This window comes from Rahnella sp. PCH160 (assembly GCF_047784855.1).
Lineage (GTDB): Bacteria > Pseudomonadota > Gammaproteobacteria > Enterobacterales > Enterobacteriaceae > Rahnella.
Genome location: NZ_JBLOGT010000003.1, coordinates 33198 through 51155 on the forward strand (window position 1 = coordinate 33198; position 17958 = coordinate 51155).

The 17958-nt window shown below is 43.7% G+C and carries 13 protein-coding genes and 7 pseudogenes; 9 read left to right on the forward strand and 11 right to left on the reverse strand.

What is annotated here, in order from left to right; genetic code table 11:
- Window positions 1–95: 95 nt before the first annotated feature.
- Complete coding sequence (locus tag ACM5QY_RS25660; protein WP_416123463.1) at window positions 96–347, reverse strand: YdgH/BhsA/McbA family protein; 252 nt, start codon at window positions 345–347, stop codon at window positions 96–98.
- A 543-nt stretch (window positions 348–890) separates the two neighbouring features.
- On the opposite strand from ACM5QY_RS25660, the gene ACM5QY_RS25665 reads away from it, so the two are divergent.
- The 3 genes from ACM5QY_RS25665 to ACM5QY_RS25675 all read left to right on the forward strand — a co-directional run bounded on the left by ACM5QY_RS25665 (window position 891) and on the right by ACM5QY_RS25675 (window position 3509).
- On the forward strand, window positions 891–1598 hold the full coding sequence (locus ACM5QY_RS25665; protein WP_416123464.1) for a heavy metal response regulator transcription factor: 708 nt from the start codon (window positions 891–893) through the stop codon (window positions 1596–1598).
- Complete coding sequence (locus ACM5QY_RS25670; protein ID WP_416123576.1) at window positions 1591–2967, forward strand: heavy metal sensor histidine kinase; 1377 nt, start codon at window positions 1591–1593, stop codon at window positions 2965–2967. Before ACM5QY_RS25665 ends, ACM5QY_RS25670 begins: the two co-directional genes overlap by 8 nt.
- A 152-nt stretch (window positions 2968–3119) precedes the next feature.
- Window positions 3120–3509, forward strand: coding sequence for a DoxX family protein (locus ACM5QY_RS25675; protein ID WP_416123465.1), 390 nt, complete (start codon window positions 3120–3122; stop codon window positions 3507–3509).
- 316 nt (window positions 3510–3825) lie between these two features.
- Here ACM5QY_RS25675 and ACM5QY_RS25680 read toward each other — a convergent pair whose 3' ends face one another.
- Entirely contained in the window at window positions 3826–4668 is an 843-nt protein-coding gene (locus ACM5QY_RS25680; protein WP_416123466.1) for an IS3 family transposase, read from the reverse strand.
- Entirely contained in the window at window positions 4665–4997 is a 333-nt protein-coding gene (locus tag ACM5QY_RS25685; RefSeq protein WP_416123467.1) for a transposase, read from the reverse strand. Before ACM5QY_RS25685 ends, ACM5QY_RS25680 begins: the two co-directional genes overlap by 4 nt.
- Window positions 4998–5040: 43 nt before the next feature.
- Here ACM5QY_RS25685 and ACM5QY_RS25690 point away from each other — a divergent pair.
- Window positions 5041–5526 (forward strand): annotated as a pseudogene (locus tag ACM5QY_RS25690) (recombinase family protein); the annotation flags it as partial.
- Window positions 5527–5708: 182 nt separating this feature from the next.
- On the opposite strand, the pseudogene ACM5QY_RS25695 reads toward ACM5QY_RS25690, so the two are convergent.
- Both ACM5QY_RS25695 and ACM5QY_RS25700 read right to left on the reverse strand, forming a co-directional pair.
- Window positions 5709–5954, reverse strand: a pseudogene (locus ACM5QY_RS25695) (transposase); the annotation flags it as partial.
- A 667-nt stretch (window positions 5955–6621) separates the two neighbouring features.
- Entirely contained in the window at window positions 6622–7902 is a 1281-nt protein-coding gene (locus ACM5QY_RS25700) for a colicin-like pore-forming protein (RefSeq protein ID WP_416123468.1), read from the reverse strand.
- Window positions 7903–8209: 307 nt separating this feature from the next.
- Here ACM5QY_RS25700 and ACM5QY_RS25705 point away from each other — a divergent pair.
- Window positions 8210–9241: pseudogene (locus tag ACM5QY_RS25705) on the forward strand (IS630 family transposase).
- An 828-nt stretch (window positions 9242–10069) separates the two neighbouring features.
- On the opposite strand, the gene ACM5QY_RS25710 reads toward ACM5QY_RS25705, so the two are convergent.
- From ACM5QY_RS25710 to ACM5QY_RS25720, 3 genes and pseudogenes are all read right to left on the reverse strand, one after another.
- Window positions 10070–10360, reverse strand: coding sequence for a hypothetical protein (locus ACM5QY_RS25710; protein WP_416123469.1), 291 nt, complete (start codon window positions 10358–10360; stop codon window positions 10070–10072).
- A 9-nt stretch (window positions 10361–10369) separates the two neighbouring features.
- Entirely contained in the window at window positions 10370–11407 is a 1038-nt protein-coding gene (locus ACM5QY_RS25715; RefSeq protein ID WP_416123470.1) for a hypothetical protein, read from the reverse strand.
- Between the two features lie 265 nt (window positions 11408–11672).
- Window positions 11673–13020 (reverse strand): annotated as a pseudogene (locus ACM5QY_RS25720) (ISNCY family transposase).
- Window positions 13021–13312: 292 nt separating this feature from the next.
- Here ACM5QY_RS25720 and ACM5QY_RS25725 point away from each other — a divergent pair.
- On the forward strand, window positions 13313–13930 hold the full coding sequence (locus tag ACM5QY_RS25725) for a hypothetical protein (protein ID WP_416123471.1): 618 nt from the start codon (window positions 13313–13315) through the stop codon (window positions 13928–13930).
- A gap of 84 nt (window positions 13931–14014) precedes the next feature.
- Here the strand turns inward: ACM5QY_RS25725 and ACM5QY_RS25730 are convergent.
- Window positions 14015–14329: pseudogene (locus ACM5QY_RS25730) on the reverse strand (integrase core domain-containing protein); the annotation flags it as partial.
- Window positions 14330–14337: 8 nt separating this feature from the next.
- Here ACM5QY_RS25730 and ACM5QY_RS25735 point away from each other — a divergent pair.
- Window positions 14338–14607 (forward strand): annotated as a pseudogene (locus tag ACM5QY_RS25735) (GNAT family protein); the annotation flags it as partial.
- A gap of 58 nt (window positions 14608–14665) precedes the next feature.
- Here ACM5QY_RS25735 and ACM5QY_RS25740 read toward each other — a convergent pair.
- A pseudogene (locus ACM5QY_RS25740) lies at window positions 14666–14834 on the reverse strand (IS3 family transposase); the annotation flags it as partial.
- Between the two features lie 114 nt (window positions 14835–14948).
- Between ACM5QY_RS25740 and ACM5QY_RS25745 the strand changes: the two are divergent.
- A complete protein-coding gene (locus ACM5QY_RS25745) occupies window positions 14949–15575 on the forward strand; it encodes a recombinase family protein (protein ID WP_208952507.1) in 627 nt (208 codons plus the stop codon).
- A gap of 60 nt (window positions 15576–15635) precedes the next feature.
- Window positions 15636–16343: a TraX family protein gene (locus tag ACM5QY_RS25750; protein WP_416123472.1), complete on the forward strand. Its 708-nt coding sequence runs from the start codon at window positions 15636–15638 to the stop codon at window positions 16341–16343.
- A gap of 275 nt (window positions 16344–16618) precedes the next feature.
- Here the strand turns inward: ACM5QY_RS25750 and ACM5QY_RS25755 are convergent, their stop codons facing one another.
- A complete protein-coding gene (locus tag ACM5QY_RS25755) occupies window positions 16619–17740 on the reverse strand; it encodes a hypothetical protein (RefSeq protein ID WP_416123473.1) in 1122 nt (373 codons plus the stop codon).
- Between the last annotated feature and the right edge of the window lie 218 nt (window positions 17741–17958).

The following is a 17958-nucleotide window of genomic DNA, read 5'->3' on the forward strand; positions in this document are numbered from 1 at the left end:
ATAGGGTTATCTCATCGATGATAGACTCTTTGTTGAACATACAGTGGCCTCTATTGTAAGGGGATTTGACACTTTCTTAGGAAGGTAATAGAAAATTATTTGTATATATCCGCATCGCCATGGAGTAAGTTATTACCACTTGTAGACAGTATTTTGTAGGATGTAGCTCCTTTTTCATCTGCTTTACGAGAGAGTTCATCTGATAAGTCTTCAAGTGTCCAGGCATTACTAGCAGAAACAGTGCCAATTTTCTCTTTCCCATATGTGTTATTGATTTGTTGCGAAGCGGATGCGGCATCTGCCATAGCTAAGCAAATAAACAGGGTTGTAATAAGTAATTTTTTCATGACGACTACCTCGTTGATATACATGTTTAAGCCAGGATTTTTCATCATGTCAAATACCCATGACTTTAAATTCAAATATACAGATTCAAACTGTCATAACGCTGACGGATTTATGACAATGTTGTCAGGATTATTAAATATAAGCAGTGACACCTACAAATAAATTCAACTTAATTGTGTCGTTTTTTTCTTAAGATTGATTTTCATTAAATAAATCAGCGCAATGGAAAAAATTTAGATGACAGTTGCAAAGCTTCACACAGTTACAGTGGCGTTCTTTGTAGTCATCCCCACTCAGCTCCTGCGCGATTTGGCTTTCTTAGAAGAAGAAAAATGCGTATGTAAGATGATATCCTCATCAAGAAACTCACTGTTTAAAGGTAAAACTCGGCGTCGCGTATGAAAATTGTACATATCTCCGGAATGAAGTCGTGGGGAAGAATACCGCGGTTACTTACAAAATTGTCAGTTAACGGTCAGACTATTGTTAGATATAAACCTTTATAATGTGGGATGGGACAGAGGTTAGAAGGCATAAAAATTATGAAACTCCTGTTAATCGAAGATGAACAGAAAATCTCTTCATACATTAACACCGCTTTAAGAGAGCTAGGTTACAACATAGACATCACCTACGACGGCCGTGAAGGCTTGTACCTTGCAACTGAAATGGATTACGACGCCATTATCCTTGACGTGATGTTACCGTCAATGGATGGATATTCTGTTATTGCCAATCTCAGGAAAATTAAGCAAACACCCGTACTGATGTTATCAGCTCGCGGCTCTCTCGACGAACGAGTCAAGGGTCTGAGACTGGGGGCAGATGATTACCTTACAAAACCCTTCTCATTGATTGAACTGGTGGCCAGGATCCAGGCAATACTTCGCCGTCGTCCGAGCGATGGTGTTGATATTTCACAACTCCAAGTTCATAACCTTCAGCTTGATTTATTATCCAGAAAAGTAAATCGCGATGGCATCAGAATAGATCTTACACAAAAGGAATTTGCTTTACTGAGTCTACTTGCAAGGCATCAGGGGGAAGTTCTTTCGAAGATGATGATTGCCGAACAAATTTGGGATATGAATTTTGAAAGCGATGCAAATATTGTTGAAGTTGCTATAAAGCGGTTACGTGCAAAGATGGATACCCCATTCAAAGAAAAACTCTTATACACCGTAAGGGGGATGGGTTACGTCCTTGAATATCGTGAGGAAATCAGCGGATCTACCAATGAAAATACCTAGAAAATCGATTTCACATAAACTGGCTGTAAGTTTCGCAGTTTTGATGTTCTGCATTGCACTTGCCTACGCTTTGTGTTTAAGAGTCTCTCTGCGTGAGTCGCTGCATAAACAGATGTATAATGAACTTCAGTTCCGATATTCATTAATAGAGCCGTTGTTCAGTACGGAACAAAATTTATCGAACTGGGATGAGCTTAAATCTAAACTCCTTAGCCTCACGAACGCCGAGGGAAGTCGGGTTAGGTACTGGGTTCTGAGCGACAATCCAGAGTTTCAGATTGGTGGCATACCACCCGAACATGTAGATCTTTTTGCGTTAAAAGATGGCTTCAGCCAGATTAGCAGAGAAGAAAAGGACAAGTGCCCGCTATTCCTCCTCACAAAGACCATTCAATATAACAATGGTAAGATACCTCTTCATCTCATAGTTTCCATTGATTCTACACCCTATATGGGTACGCTTAATGAATTCACGCGTATTCTGATATTTATAACAGGCTTTGGCATAGTATTCGTCACGCTTCTAGGATTCATTATTTCTCGAAAGGGAATGAAACCTATTGAGCTATTAAGTCAACAAGCCCATAAGCTTGCACCCGGAATTAGTGGTCAACGTTTGGATGCAGCGTTATTACCAGAGGAATTGCGTGGTCTGGCTGAAGCGTTTAATGGCGTATTAGCTCGTCAGGAGAAAGCATGGCTGCAGCTTGAAAGTTTCAATGCGGATGTTGCACACGAACTTAGAACGCCTTTAGCAAGTATTATTGGTCAAACTCAGCTTGCGCTCTCTCGTAAAAGAAAAAATGTCGAGCTGGAAGATTGTCTAGCATCGAATTTGGAAGAAGTGGAAAGAATGGCATCTATTGTCAACGACATGCTCTTTTTGTCATATGCCCAAACTGGAAAACAGTCTCCAAAATTAACTGATGTATCACTTCGCGAAGAGGCGATTAAAACCGCCGAATATACAGAACCCTCTTTCACCGATCGTAATATTCGACTGGTTATTCATGGCGATGTTCAGGCTTGCGTAGATAAGAGACTATTTACACGCTCTCTTGCAAATCTATTAGAAAATAGTGCAAGACATGCCCATGAAGATACTCAGGTTATTGTGGATTTATCTTGCGATGAAGATCTAGCCACGGTAGAAGTTAGAAACTATGGTGATCAAATTGAATCTCTCCATCTGGAGAGGCTGTTTGAACGATTTTATCGCGTTGATAACTCAAGATCCCAAAGTGTTACAAATCACGGCTTAGGTCTATCGATTGTTAAGGCTGTTGCCCATATGCATGGAGGCGATACATTTGCTACCAGTTCAAATGGAATAAATTCATTCGGGTTCACGTTAAAGCTTAAAAAATAATTATTTTATTTTTATCATTCGCGCTGGGCATTCCCCACGGTACTGACAAAAAAGACAGGATGAAGTCATCATTTTGTCAGGATGAATCAAATATAATAACTGCGCCATAACGAATTTTTTATGCTGAACCAAATCGAGAGAAAGGATATGTAATGAACACAAAAATCATCATGGTTATTGCACGCGTTTTAATAACACCTCTATTTTTATATAGCGGCACAGGGAAAATTATAAATTTCACCGATAATGTTTTGAAAACTCCGTTTGGTGACACATTGATAGGGCGATTAATGATTGTTTTCGCAACTATAATAGAGGTTGGCGGGAGTATTGCATTTATCTTTGGATACAAAATAAAAGAAATGTCCCTTATTTGGATATTTTACACTTTCCTTACTAGCGTAATGTTCCATCAGTTCTGGACATTCAGCGGCACACAGCAAGCGGGTCAAATTGTTCAGTTCACAAAAAATATGAGCATTTGTGCTGGCCTGTTAATGTTCTATCTTTTCAGTCTCAATAAACCCTCAGCAATAAAATGATAAAGAATGGCACCTAGACGGTGCCATCACTTTATAAAAAAAACTGATTTTTGGGGTTTTTCCGCCTTGTAGAAGGGGCGCTGGGAAAACGAATATATAGTCACTCCCGTTTTTCCAACACCGATTCAACGATAAGTTGGCTTGCTTGAATCTATCCGGCGTCTGAATGGGATTTTATTCCCGTGCCACAATGAGTTCCGCGCCTGATAAACCTCCAGAAAATATAAGGCTTCAACGAGCCTTTCTGTGTTACAGGTTCCTTTGTATATGTTTCTGGTTGATGTTATGTAATGGTCAACTAAAACCGGACACAGATTTAGGCACATTGTTGTAATCGGCGTTCATATTCATTCGGCGATATATTGCCCAGCCGGTAGTGACGACGCTTCAGATTATAAAAACTGTCGATATAATCGATAACGTCTGCAATACCCTGACTTCGGGTTTCATAGCGACGATAATTAACTCGCTCTGCTTTCAGGCTGCGGAAGAACCTCTCCGTAACGGCATTATCCAGACAGTTACCCCGGCGGCTCATACTGCCCGTCACATCAAGTTCCTGCTGGCAGGACTGGAACTGGGCGCTGGTATATTGCGCACCTTGATCACTATGGAATACGACTGGGCCTGTTGGCCGCCGTTTATTAACCGCCAGTCGTAATGCCCGGATAGTCAGGGCGCTGTCCGGTTTGTCCGAGAAAGCCCAACTCACTATTTTTCTTGAACATAAGTCCATGACGATAGCCAGATATAACCAGCCCTGAGCGGTGCGAAGGTAGGTGATATCACCTGACCACCAGGTATTTAATGTCTCAGGGTTAAATTGTCGATTCAACAAATTAGCCGCCACTACAGCTGGTTTACCACCTCGAGGATAGCGATGACGTCCGGGACGCTTCGCAACCAGCATCAGGGTCTTCATTATCTGACGGACACGGTATCGGCCAACGTTAAAACCCTGTTCACGCAGCTCAATACACATGCGCCGACTGCCATACGTCGCATCCATTTCAGCATGAACATGCTTAGCCGCCGCATGAAGCATCAGAACATCTGCTCTGAGGGCTGGCCGCCTGCTCCGGGCGTAAAATACACTGCGCGTGAGCGACAGGCATCGACAGACTTGCTGGATGTTTGCCCCGGCCTTCTTCAGCTTCACCGCGACTTTTTGTCGTTGTTAATTTCCATGGCGAAGAAAGCTGAAGCCTTTTTTAACGGGTCATTGTCGCTTTGCAACTGACGTACCTGCTTTTCAAGTTCCTGTATTCGTCGTTGTTCAGACGTAATCGCGGTGGCGATAGGAGTATCTCCCCTGACTTCTCCGCGATATTGGCGTAACCAGCGTTGTAATGTTGAAAGGCCTATATTCATCGTTTCAGCAGCCTGGGTCACCGGGTACTTGTGCTGCAGAACCAAGTTGACACATTCCTGTTTGAACTCATGGGTAAACGTTTTTTTTCGCATTCTCACCTCGTTAGCATTGCTCATTATATCTCTAACAAAGTGTCCGGTTTGATTAGACCATTACATTATCAGTGGGTCGAAAAGCGAACGCCCTGGACTGGATGCAGCGTTGGCCTATTTACGCGAAGGAGACATTCTCGTCGTGTGGAAACTGGATCGGTTAGGCCGTTCTATGGCTCACCTGGTCAATACAGTGCAAGAACTGGCCGGTCATGGTGTTGGCCTCAAAGTGCTAACGGGACAAGGTGCAGCCATCGATACCACAACAGCTCCGGGTAAACTGGTTTTTGGGATATTTGCAGCACTAGCAGAATTTGAGCGTGACCTTATCCGTGAACGAACTAAGGCGGGTCTTACTGCTGCAGCTGCCAGGGGAAGAAAGGGCGGACGTAAGCCAGTCGTCACGAATGAAAGTTTGCAGAAGGCGCGGAGTTTAATGGCGCAAGGATTGAGTGTTCGGGAGGCAGCTGGAAGACTGAAAATAGGTAAGACAGCGCTTTATGATGCCTTACGTGCATTCAATAACAAAGATGATGAAATATCTCCGGTGTAAGCATCTAGCATAGAACCATACCGACCCTATATTATCGACGGAATATAAATACGGAGAAAGAATGGATGACACGGAAGACTTGGCTCATATTAATCACATTGCTGCTGATAGCCTGTGCGTCAAAGGGAAAAGTAGAAGCGAATGGTCATGTTATACCCTCAGACCGCGTTTCTTCGGCTGATAAAGATGGAGTCAATGAATCCCTGAGCGGCGCGTAGTGTGAGGCGAAAAACGCGTTTGAGCATCAGAACGGTGGAAATGGCCAGCTCAGAATAACGTTGCGGACGACCACGCGAAGACGTTTTGGGTTCGTCATACCAGGCCTGAATGGCCGACTCATCGAGCCAGAATATCAGTGAGCCCCGATTGACGAGCGCTTTGTTGTAGGTGGCCCAGTTGGTGATTTTGAACTTTTTTTGCCATGGGATACCTCCGAAGGGTCAGGAATGTGATGATCTGTTCCTGATCACGGCCAAAAGTTCTATTTATTCAACAAAGCCCCGATGAGTATTAAAAAAACAACGGCAATCTCACTTAAAAGAATTCTGCATTTATGTTAATATCCTAAAATAGCCAATAATTTATAACCTTAAAAATCATAATTTTAATGAGATAAGGCTATAGCACTGAAAGCAAGCGCCATTAGAGCGGGTGGTTGATAGGTTTAGAAGACAAAATTTGCACACTTTAAAATGTGAGTAACAAACAAATTTTCGAAAATTAAAGGGAAGGAGCCTTCACTTGGATAAGAAATTCTACTTCAAAAATTTTCTTACATGCCTGTTCTACTTAGGAGTAGCAGTGTCGATATTTGTGTCCCAGACGGGAGCTACACCGTTCTTATTCGCGTATACGATAATTATATCCGCAATGTTTCCACTTGCTCGCAAAGCTCTAGAAACGCTAGTGCTGAAGGTATCTAGTGAAGAATTTTGGACCACTGGGTTCTTTCAACCCAGTTCAGCCAAAAACACACTATGGGTAATATACTATGCGGTGATTATTGTTCTCGTCGTTCCCTTATCACTCATTTATGTCATCTTATATTTCAGTACAAAAAAGGCCACTTAAGTGGCCTTGCTTATCTCCTAATTTTTAGAGTGAGGAAATAAAGCTGTTCAGTTCTTCAAGCGCGGACTCATCAATAGCAGCACTGGCACTCGCAAGTAAAACTGCAAACAATAAAACCCCCATTGGCGATACGATCAGTGCTGCAAAATAATAGGCAAGAAGTTGGCTAGCAAGAGCACCGGCTAACAAGGTTTCAAATTTGATAAAAACAGGATGCCAGTTCCCGGTTTGTACCGCCTTAGAAATCTCATTTGTAAGTGTCGCTACATCAACAAACTTGGACGCGACGCCGAAGCCTCTCTGCATCACAGACAGTTTCTGCACTACTTCAGCTTGATCCATTGCTTGGAGAGCATTTGAAATTGCTGCTCGGTCTGATGCGCTAAATTTGGCATTAATGGCAGTGCCATATCGATCCCAAGCCGCGATGGCTTGAGCTGCATTCTTAATTGTTTTTCCTTTTGCTACATTGGCAAGCTGTGTCGCTTTGTTTGAAGCAATAATACCGTAACGCTGTGTGATATCAGTGTAGAAGTCGGAAACCTGTTGGATTGCATCCAATGTCTTCTGTGTTTCACTAGAGTACTGATACTTAGCAGGCACAGAGCCATTCTGAATAGATTTAATATCTTTATTAGTTTGAGCAATAGCTGCATTGGTAGTAGATAAAGCTTGTTGCCAATTGCTGACAGATGTTTTAAAAGGAATTATATCTTTTGATCTGTTTGCAACATAGGCCTCACCCTGAGTCCTTTCTGCATCATTAGCAGGCCACCAAATTTTCGAATTGTTATACATAACATCTGTTTCAATAAATAGTATTGTGGAATTCGCATATGCAATATTACGGTTCAATTCTAAAGAATATGCATTTTGTAACGCCAATGTTGTTTGTGCATAATTAATTGGCGATACAGTATTAGCTTTCGAATAATTTCGCTCTGCTGACAATCTCTGGTTTTGTGAATCAGTCAAACTATTTAATGCTACTTGTTGAGCCTGAAGTGCCTCCCCAATTTGAGCAGCAAGCTCTTGCTCATGAAATTCACGAATCTCTCTCGGGGTTTGTGGGCTACGAAATGTAGTACCCGCACGAAAAGCGGATGAATTAAACTCAAGAGATATCGAGTCTGCTACTGAAGTGATAGTATTCATTAAACCTGCTTTAACAGCACTAACACTCCCCCCGCCGTAAGCTTGCGTTTCCATATAATCATAAGTTTCAGCACTTTTCCGCTGCCATACAGTATCGCTCGTTTTATGGTATCCCGCTGCAATCAAACCCGCTTCATTCATAGTAGACATAAATATTTCCTTTTTCATATGCACACAACACTGTGTTTCAAAACAGTACCACATGCCATTTTTATATCTATGCGATTCAGATTAGCTGTCTACCACACAACATGAACACAACTATCACATTAATTAACAATCAAATATTTAAGGTTGCGTAAGAAATACAAGTCAGCGACCACTAAACAGCAAGATTATAAAATGAGGTGAAACCTAAATAACTTTTCCAAATAGTAGATCACCAGAAGGGAACTCAGTCCGATTTAAGCGATCTGATCAATCGCTGAATATCCCAAATCACCAACCGGACTGAGTCATGCAGATCATAGCACCGATACCCGACGCCGAAAGGCGTCTGATGCAAAAAACCATCCATAAAACATGTGATAAAAACCATGCCCGCAGACTTACCGCGATGTTGATGCTTCATCGTGGGGACAAGATAAGTGACGTTGCCAAAACGCTTTGCTGCGCACGTTCATCGCTGGGACGCTGGATTAAGTGGTTCACACTTTACGGGCTGGAAGGCCTGAAATCATTACCCTCAGGCCGTGGGCGACGCTGGCCGTTTGAGCACATTTGTGTGCTGTTGCGTCAACTGTGATTAAGCATTCGCCGGAAGATTTTGGTTATCAGCGTTCTCGCTGGAGTACTGAACTGTTAGCAATAAAAATCAACGAAATAACCGGGTGCCGTTTGCATGCTTCAATCGTTCGCCGCTGGCTTCCCTCTGCCGGACTTGTCTGGCGAAGAGCGGCCCCCACGCTGCGTATTCGCGACCCGCATAAAGAAGAGAAAATGGCCGCTATCGCAGAGGCGCTAAGCGAGTGTAGCGTCGTACATCCCGTGTTTTACGAGGATGAGGTCGATATCCATCTCAACCCCAAAATAGGTGCTGACTGGCAGCTACGTGGTCAACAAAAGCGAGTTATTACGCCAGGGATATTATCTGGCTGGCACGTTGCACAGCGGCACAGGAAAAGTCAGTTACGTCGGCAATAGCAGTAAAAACTCTGGGTTATTTATCAGCTTGTTAAAACATCTAAAAAGCACGTACCGGCGGGCAAAAACGATCACGCTGATCGTTGATAACTACATCATCCATAAAAGTCGTGAAACGCTTCGTTGGCTGAAGAAGAACCCAAAATTTATTGTTATTTATCAACCAATCTACTCACCGTGGGTGAATCACGTAGAACGGTTATGGCAGGCATTACACGACACAATAACCAGAAATCATAGCTGTCGATCGATGTGGCAATTACTGAACAAAGTACGGCACTTTATGAAAACGGTAAGCCCATTCCCTGGCAGGAAGCACGGTCAGGCAAAAGTGCAGCGATATTAGGAGCCGCTATTTAGATGAAAAGTATTATTTTTACTCTATCATCGCGCTCCAGGGCGAACCCGGGGTTTGAAGTTCAATGGACCGTAAACGTACGTTAATGACGTAACTATATGATTTTAAATCTGTAAAGTCGTGACGTTGTCGCTCAGAGTTACGTTTATTTGATTACCGGGTTTATTAACGCTGGAAGCGCCGAAAACCGCATGACTACTGGCATCAGCGGAATAAGTAAACAAAACCTTCGTTTTCTTTACCCGCCTATTCTGATCAAAAAAAACACTTAAGGGGTTTGAGGGCCATTGATGTAAAAAACCACGCTAAAAGCTTTCATATTGCGGATATTTCCCGATATACCCACTTCTTATGATCCACATTACATATTGACCCAATTCCATTGGTGATTGGCTGTCTCCAAAAGTGACATTATCAAATGGTTCTAACATATTCTGTCAATGCAGTTTTAAAGTGTCACCTCTTTATGCAAGTTAGAAGTGGCACTTCGCTAAAGATTGGAAATCGTCTATTCACAAATCACTGTCTATAAGTGTTATTTATTGGTTGTTAAATATTATTAGCTTATATGATTAATACTCTATCATCTTGTGAATAACAAATTGGAGATATTGTCATATTATCAAACAAACCAGTCATTGTGGGATCCGTCGTTCTGGATAAATTCACCCAAACAATCACGCCGATGTCGGGGTTGATAAATTAGTGACATGTCTACATGTTCTTCTAATTGGATGCATTACAAAAAAAAGATAACATGCAATATAAATAATAAATTCATATCACATGTTATCATCTATTACAGTGCATAAAACGTTATCCAATTAGCGACCAGAGCACATTAACCAACCCATTAAGCCCATTTATCACATTTTGATTATCGCTCGTAGCCACAGCACTTTTGGCATCTAACGTTTTCTGCGTAAGCTGGTTCAACTCATTGTCATCACGCAATGCCATGTCACGTTCTGCAATTTGTTGGGCCAAATAGTTAAATACAAATTGAAAATGTGAAAAAGCATCGCCATTATCCCTTCCAACCCATCGATTACACTCTCCAGCAAGATCGCTGATTGCGTTCACTAATCTTTTCTGAGCCTCTTTCATAAACACTCCTCACATGGCTATCGCCAACGCAGAAATTAAAGGTTTAGCCACTTCACCCACATACTTAAGACCAATCAACAAATTATCTCTTGCCATTTTCGACTGTTCTTTGCGCTCTTCATCTGTTAAGTTCCCGTCGACTATTTTAAGAAGGTGTTCATGGTACTGTATAAATTGCGATATTGCCTCTGACGCCGGAGGCGTATTTTTCTTACTATATTGAATTTCATTGGCTACGATATCATTCTCTCTAAAAAATGACTGACGCTGATTCAGTGTTGAAAACTCATCTGACTTTACATTTTTTCTGTAATAATTCACCAGAAGACCAGTATTTGTTCGCTTCATCGAATCAACGTAAAGTTGATTCATGTTATCGATATCTTTTTTAATGGCATTCATATTTTCAATCTGTTCGGCACCATGGCTTTTAACTAAAGTAGTAATTTCCTTGCCCTGTTTTTCGACTTTAATGAGATGTTCCAGAAAATTAGATAGATTGTGAATCGCTGTAAGTTGCTCCTTACCTAAATCGGCTTTAGTACTCAACATTGAAGCAACTTTTGCATTCGCTAAAGCTTTGTCCAGCAGATCGGATACGGGGGTTTTCGGATCGGAAAGCTTAGCTGAAAGCGCATCTAAATAATCAGAAAAAGACTTCATCATTAGCTCATCGGCGGAGAAATGCGATTTATTAAGAGGCGTTAACGACAAGGGAATGAACTTATCATTACCCGACGCACACAGGTCTGACCTCCCAGTTGTCTGATCTAATTTGTAATGAATGATATTGTCTTCATTAGGAATGCAATCTGGTTGCGTTATATAAACAAGCTCTGCATTTTTTTCTTGCAACAAAAGCAGTCCGTCGAAATACTGACTGGATAGATCAATCGCTTTGTGTCCTGCGCTCACAGTCTCACTGGCATTATTTTTTATCAACTCGCCTGAAGTACACCCAGACAATAGCAACAGCGAGAATAGAAATATATATGAACGGATTATCATTCTCATAAGCTTCACTCCAGATAAAATAACAACATTCATTGTAGATTTTCATCGGCCGCATAACTTATCTTCATCATTAACGATAAGACTATTCACTCGTTTATCTAAAACATCACTCTACGTCTGGACTAACCGTGCTAATACCGGAAATTTTAATCAGTATGGCCTACGTTATCGCATCAGGCATCATCCATTTATACGATTTTCATAAATCGACGCGCTTTTTGGTCAGGAATTTAATCATCTCAAATATCCTTTTGGGTGTTCACCGTTACCCGGTACTTTGCAGCACTGATGGCCGATCCTATCGCTTTGAACTTGCCACAAACAAGCTTGGGTCTGCCAGAACAGGATTGATAGCCCGTAGTTGCTCCTGGATGCGCACCTGCGCCTTACGGCTGGGAGACTTTTTACTTCGCTCCCGTTTGCCTTCACTTTCCCGCTCATCCTGTTTTACTTGTGCCAGTCTGAGTACCGTCCCAAGTCGTTTGTTATCGACAATTTGCCCCTGGTCGACACAGGCGAGTTTATCGAACACCTGGCACTCAAGGCTTCGGTGTCCATAATGGAAGGCGAGGGTGCCATCGGGATAATCCAGCACTTTAATTTTCTCCCCGGCAAGACGGCTGTTTTCTTCTGTTGGGTCCATCAGATAAAGGATCTTATCGTACTGGAAGGTCAGTGATTTCGACACGGTACGAACATCATGCCAGGCAAAGATATCTCTTAACTCAACGAGGCTTTCCTGCACCGGGCGATGCAAATCTTTAGGGAACTTGGCCGGTCGTGAAAACCGGCTGTTAAAGTCAGCAATGAAAGTTGCAAGCCAGGCATTTGCGGCCTCAATGCCGGTTATACCTTCCAGACGCATTTCTTTGATCAGCCGATCCTGAAGTGTCTGATTCGCACGTTCCACGCGGCCTTTAGCTTCAGAGCTGTTGGCACAAATAAGCTCGATTGCCAGGTCATAAAGCACACGTCCGAACTGGGTAACGGTGGTATTGCGTTTCTCCGGACCACTGACGCGAAATATTGCGTGTTTATCACTGTACAGCGATACCGGCTTCCCATGCTGCTCGATGTATTCCCGGGTTGCCAGCATGTAGTCAAAGGCTGTTTCTGACTCGCTGAACCGTAAATGCATCAGACGGCCGGTGGCATCATCAATAAATACCAGCAGGCAGCATTTTGGCGCACGGCCTTCAAACCAGTCATGGTGGGAGCCGTCGATCTGGATAAGCTCACCCAGGCAATCACGCCGATGTCGGGGTTGATAAACCCGTGACTTGCGGCGAGCATGCGGAACCCAGAGCCCGTCAGATGTCATCCAGTTGCGGACGGTCTCGATTGAAAGACGGATATCATGGCGCTCTCTGAGCTTTTCTGCGGCCAGTGTGGGTCCAAAAGTCACTGTAGTTTTCACGTATCAGCGTGAGGACCCGCAGTTTAAGTGATTCGGTCAGCCGGTGGTTGCTGGGCTGGCCGCGTTTGCGGCTGACAAGTCCTTCAGCACCAGAAACCCGATAACGATTGACAAGCCGTTGAGCCTGACGCTCTGAAATGCCAAGCTGTGATGCTGCATCGCGACGGCGTAGACGCTTTTCACAAACTGCCTGTATCACAGGTAAACGGTGGAGTTCTTTATCTGACATGGTCACCAACATGCGTTGAGTCCCTTAGAATTGCATTCAGTTTAGCTTACTCTAAGGTTACGTTTCTATCTGGATAAAAAGTGACATTACTAAATGGTTCCAACAAATTAAGTGCGCATAATGCTATTTATGTTAAATGTGATATCCGCTCATACCCCGGAACGCACCTCCCCCGCAGCTGAGCGATAAATCGCAGCGAATCATTCAGGTGGATTGTCATCTGAAGTTGGGCCCTAAATTATTCAAAACTACTGCCGATGATAGTCAATCAGACTATCAAAAGGAGATGTTTATGAATTATCTTGTCGTCATTCTTCCCATTTTAATTTCAGTCCTGACCTATTTGCAGACGCTTAGAAAGGACAACTCTGGGCTTGTCTCTGAGCTGTCTAAAGAACTTGCGTTACGAACACCTAACCCTTACATCATAGAATGTTTAGTCAGTAAAATTCATTCAATGCGCCCCATTTCCTACAAGCATATCAGGAAAATACTAGCATCCAACAATGCATATCCATCTCTTTTATACATCGCAAAATGCCGTCGGCTGCTTTGTTTAGCAGAACCGGTCATTAAGGGAAATACTGTGAGTTTTGATTTCACGCATCCTTTTAATAAAAAGGTTTTCCGTATTATGATCATGGTGTTATTTGTTTGTATTATTGTATTCATGTATTACGAATTCATTCAGATGCTCAATGCAGCAATTGATGTGTATTATCGGCTTCAATCTTTAGCAGTGGCATTTGAATGGAAAAAACCTGAGCTACGTTTTACATTAGTTGCCTACTCATCTGCAGTGATTGCTACTCTTATCATTTATTTTCTTTTTGCCAGGCTGTTTATCAACATTTTCCAGGCTAAAAAAATGATTATTAGGGCTAACGAGGTGCTGCACCAATCAGCTTAATATTAGCAATTTCCATTCCTGGTACCAAATAAACAGTGGGCTTGGTGCTTGATGATTTCTTCCCAATATCGGTGCCAGGATAAATCAGAGATCCGGGCCTGTTTGCAGGCTTCGGATAAATTCTGCCGGAGTCTGGTAATTTAACGAGGAATGTGGCCGGTACTGGTTATATTCCTACCGCCAGTGCTCGATCTTCTCCTGAGCATCTTCCAGTGACACGAACCCGTGTACGTTCAGACATTCATCACGCAGGCTGCCATTAAATGAATCAACTAGGGCGTTATCTGTGGGCTTCCCGGGGCGTGAGAAGTCCATCGTTACCCGGTTTTCATACGCCCAGCGATCCAGCGTTTTCGAGATAAATTCGCTGCCGTTGTCCGTCTGTAGCCGCTGTGGTACACGCTACTGTGCCTAGCGTCACGTTAGGTAGGTTGGCCATGGATAAATCTCTGCATAACCAGGGTTATGGTTCTACCTTAGTTGCACATGCGATGAAAGTTGTTTTCCAGGTCTCCCTTGCCGTTGGGATTCATGGACTTTTTGTTGAAGCGCTCAGTGGCAAAGCTGAAAGTTTTTATCTCGATATAGGATTTATTGCTTCAGATGGCACGAATGAGCACGCCCTCTTCTACCCGATCAAAGCGATAGAAACCTTGTTTGTTCAAGAGCGAGAATGACCCGATTTGCTATTAGTAGTTTCCGAGAGACTATCTAGCAGACAATTACGTTGATGATGCCATCCAAGGCAGCAATTGTGGCGACGCACCTTGCTCCAGCGGGGCCATGGCTGATGTTGTGCAGCTCCAGCACTTGGCTTCGTAATAAAGCCCGTCTGCCAGTATTTGTAGCTACTGCGATGAACCCCGAACACGTCGCAGAGAGAGGCCACTGAATAACGCGCCCTCCGCTCGGTATACCCAAAAAGAACAATCAAATTATAGCTAAATTCAGCTAAAGAAACTATCTAAATGACACTATATATTGTGATATAACCTTAATGACATTTTAAGGGGCATTTATGTACATTTTCGGATATCTCAGGGCTTCAACAAAAAGTCAGGATGCTAAAAGAGCACAAAAACGGATGAAGGCATTCGCGGAGGACAATGGACACCGAGTTGCCGCCTGGTATATCGAGAATGAGTCCGGTGCCTCGCTTCAGCGCCCCGAACTCATGCGGATGTTGGATGACGCAGATACAGGTGACGTTATCCTGATTGAACAGGTCGATCGATTATCCCGTTTATCAGAGGATGACTGGGGCGCGCTTAAAACAATCATTAACGCGAAGCAGCTGGCTGTCGTGAGCTTAGATTTGCCTACCAGCCAAATGGCGTTAACCGACAAGAGCGGAAATGATTTTCAGGGGGCGATGCTCCGGGCTATCAACGGCATGATGTTAGACATGCTTGCCGCGATATCACGTAAAGACTATGAAGACCGCCGCCGCCGGCAACGCGAGGGCATTGACAAAGCCAAAGCCGAGGGGAAGTTTCACGGACGCAGGGCTGACGAAGATTTGCATATGGTGATCATGACGCTACGAAAGAGCGGAAAGAGCCTAGCCGATGTATCCCGAATCAGCGGCGCGTCGCTGAGTACAGTTAACCGGGTCTGCAAGAAACTACGTGAAGAGGCTGAGTAGATGCTCATAGGGCAGGTGAGGGCGGTTACAGGCTACTTTGACAGAATGTCCCCGTTTAGCATGGACGTGGTTAAATGCGTGGCCTTGGTCGCCATGCTTATCGACCATGTGAATGACATTCTGTTGTCACCCTCTAGCCCACTGCTTTACGCCGTTGGCCGCATGGCAATGCCACTGTTCGCGCTTATCTTCGCATTCAACATGGCAAAACAGCCAGGCCGTGCCCAGGAACTGGCTAAACGGCAATGGAAGTGGGCGATCATAACCCAGCCTTTCTTTGCCTTTGCCTTTTATGACCATCAGCCCTGGTACGCGTTGAACATTTTGTTTGTCTTCGCCGTGTGCAGCCAACTGGTCGCGTGGATCTATCCCAGGACGCGGTATTGCTGGATAAAGAGCGTACTGATTATCGCCATTTTCGCGTGGCCACTGTCACTGGCCAGTTATGGGTTAGCGGGCATTGCCTTTGTGTTGATCTCAGTTCTGATGCTAGCCAGCATCACACCAGACAAGGTAGTTCTATTACTTTGGGTTGTATCACTGATCAGTTTAAATGCTGCTTCATTGATGACTGCGCCAATAATTGAAGTGATCGCTTTCGCCATTATACCCACGCTGTTTTTACCGCTATTCATGCTCACTTTAACAGATAGCGCGAAAGCAACAGGGAAACGCTTCTTACCGCGGCAAACTTTTTACTGGCTGTACTGCGGGCATTTGATGGTATTAGGAATAGTTTCAGCTTTACTCAGAACGTGGGGTATTTGACAAAATTCCAAACGGATGCCGGTATTTTGTCATAAAAACGATTTATGAGGTCCGCTTGGGAAAGGGAAAATATCCTACGTTTGCATGTTTCTTAAGCAGACATGATAGTCCGCTGTGTGCCAAAAGCAGAAGTTGCTAATAACAGTTTGTGTGGATTACGGGGGGCAGGTCATAGCGATGTAAATTGGCTAGTGGATTATTGGCTAATCAAATTAGCCAGAGGAGCAATACCCTGGCTGACTCCGCGTAGAGGTTCGCCAGGGATTGAGGCGATATCACTGTGCGGCTGCAACCTCGGTCACTGGGTTCTCATTAAGAGCATCGTTCATCTGAACCAGGATACCCTTTCTTTTGGATTCAATATCGCGGCGGGCTTTGACATATTGAGTTAGCAACTGGTGTTTCGCATCTACCAGCTTCGCTGTCGATGCAGAGAGAGCGTCCAGGGCTTCTTTCGATGCATGCATTGCTGTGGCGCGATCTACAGATGCCTTTGCACCTTCCTGCATTGCATTCAGATCGTCATAGGCCTTTCTGATTTGTGATGACAGCACCTTTTTCTGGCAATCAAAACCTTTATTTACGCTGGTCATTGATGCCAGTGTCATCTCTGATTTCATCGCTGCACTAATTCCGTTTAATGTGTCCTTTGATTTAGACGCAAGTGCTTCCGCTTTAGTACCAATAACTTTGCTTTTTTTTTCTATGTTATCAACCACCAGTGCAGGATAAGTAAACGATATTTTCTGTGTCTCCATTTTCGTCTCAGGCATGGCCATAACCCAGTCTTGCCGTTTCATCGTGAATTCTGGAACATCGAGCTTAATCTCATTGCGGACCATTTTAATTACAGGAATATGAGTACACATCTCTTTACCCGGCCTTATTTCGACTTTAGGACAGTCGAATTTAATGCCAAACGCCTCACACGTACCAGTCGATACGACAGTTTCCGGTATTCCTGGAACGCACTGAAGCTCCATCCTCGTTTCAGGAAAATCCCATGACCACGTTTGAGTTTTCATTGTGGTCTCTGGTAAATCCATAGACATATTTTGGTCGACCATTGTCACCGTTGGCAGGTCTAAAATGATTTCCGCAACTTCATCCCTGAAGTGAAAGGTTACGCCCAGAATTCCCTCTCCTGCGTTCGGATCTGAGGCTTCAGATTTAAGCTGCTTAATACCGTCTTCAATCTTGATTTTTTCCGTATTCATGATGCCTTCATATTTCATCTTCACGGCATCAGTATCCACATTCGAGATATTAGCGCATGTTGCGGGGGCAGCAACCTGAGCATTGCTTATGTCGGTGCTAAGGGATTGTGTTTCTTGTTCGGCAGCATAGAGAGGCGTGGATACTAGGGACAGCATGATTAACGAAGATTTTATTCTCATTTTTATTCTCCAGAGGTAAATGCGGCGTTATGCCGACACATCTTGTATAGCTTAATTTTTGTACAGAATTTGTGATGCAGGCTACTTGCTTTGAAGTGGTTCGCGCTGGCGGGTTTCATCCCTGCTTGTGCGAAGTGCTCGCGCTAAAAAGTAGAGCTAAATGCGTAATAGGGGTCTGAAGTCCAATGGAACGAAAACGTACGTTAGTGAAGTAACTA

What these genes read in the sequence shown, in the direction of transcription:
- ACM5QY_RS25660 (WP_416123463.1), bottom strand. Translation starts at nt 347, where the DNA reads ATGAAAAAATTACTTATTACAACCCTGTTTATTTGCTTAGCTATGGCA.
- ACM5QY_RS25665 (WP_416123464.1), top strand. Translation starts at nt 891, where the DNA reads ATGAAACTCCTGTTAATCGAAGATGAACAGAAAATCTCTTCATACATT.
- ACM5QY_RS25675 (WP_416123465.1), top strand. Translation starts at nt 3,120, where the DNA reads ATGAACACAAAAATCATCATGGTTATTGCACGCGTTTTAATAACACCT.
- ACM5QY_RS25685 (WP_416123467.1), bottom strand. Translation starts at nt 4,997, where the DNA reads ATGAGCAATGCTAACGAGGTGAGAATGCGAAAAAAAACGTTTACCCAT.
- ACM5QY_RS25700 (WP_416123468.1), bottom strand. Translation starts at nt 7,902, where the DNA reads ATGTCTACTATGAATGAAGCGGGTTTGATTGCAGCGGGATACCATAAA.
- ACM5QY_RS25710 (WP_416123469.1), bottom strand. Translation starts at nt 10,360, where the DNA reads ATGAAAGAGGCTCAGAAAAGATTAGTGAACGCAATCAGCGATCTTGCT.
- ACM5QY_RS25715 (WP_416123470.1), bottom strand. Translation starts at nt 11,407, where the DNA reads ATGAATGTTGTTATTTTATCTGGAGTGAAGCTTATGAGAATGATAATC.
- ACM5QY_RS25725 (WP_416123471.1), top strand. Translation starts at nt 13,313, where the DNA reads ATGAATTATCTTGTCGTCATTCTTCCCATTTTAATTTCAGTCCTGACC.
- ACM5QY_RS25745 (WP_208952507.1), top strand. Translation starts at nt 14,949, where the DNA reads ATGTACATTTTCGGATATCTCAGGGCTTCAACAAAAAGTCAGGATGCT.
- ACM5QY_RS25750 (WP_416123472.1), top strand. Translation starts at nt 15,636, where the DNA reads ATGGACGTGGTTAAATGCGTGGCCTTGGTCGCCATGCTTATCGACCAT.
- ACM5QY_RS25755 (WP_416123473.1), bottom strand. Translation starts at nt 17,740, where the DNA reads ATGAGAATAAAATCTTCGTTAATCATGCTGTCCCTAGTATCCACGCCT.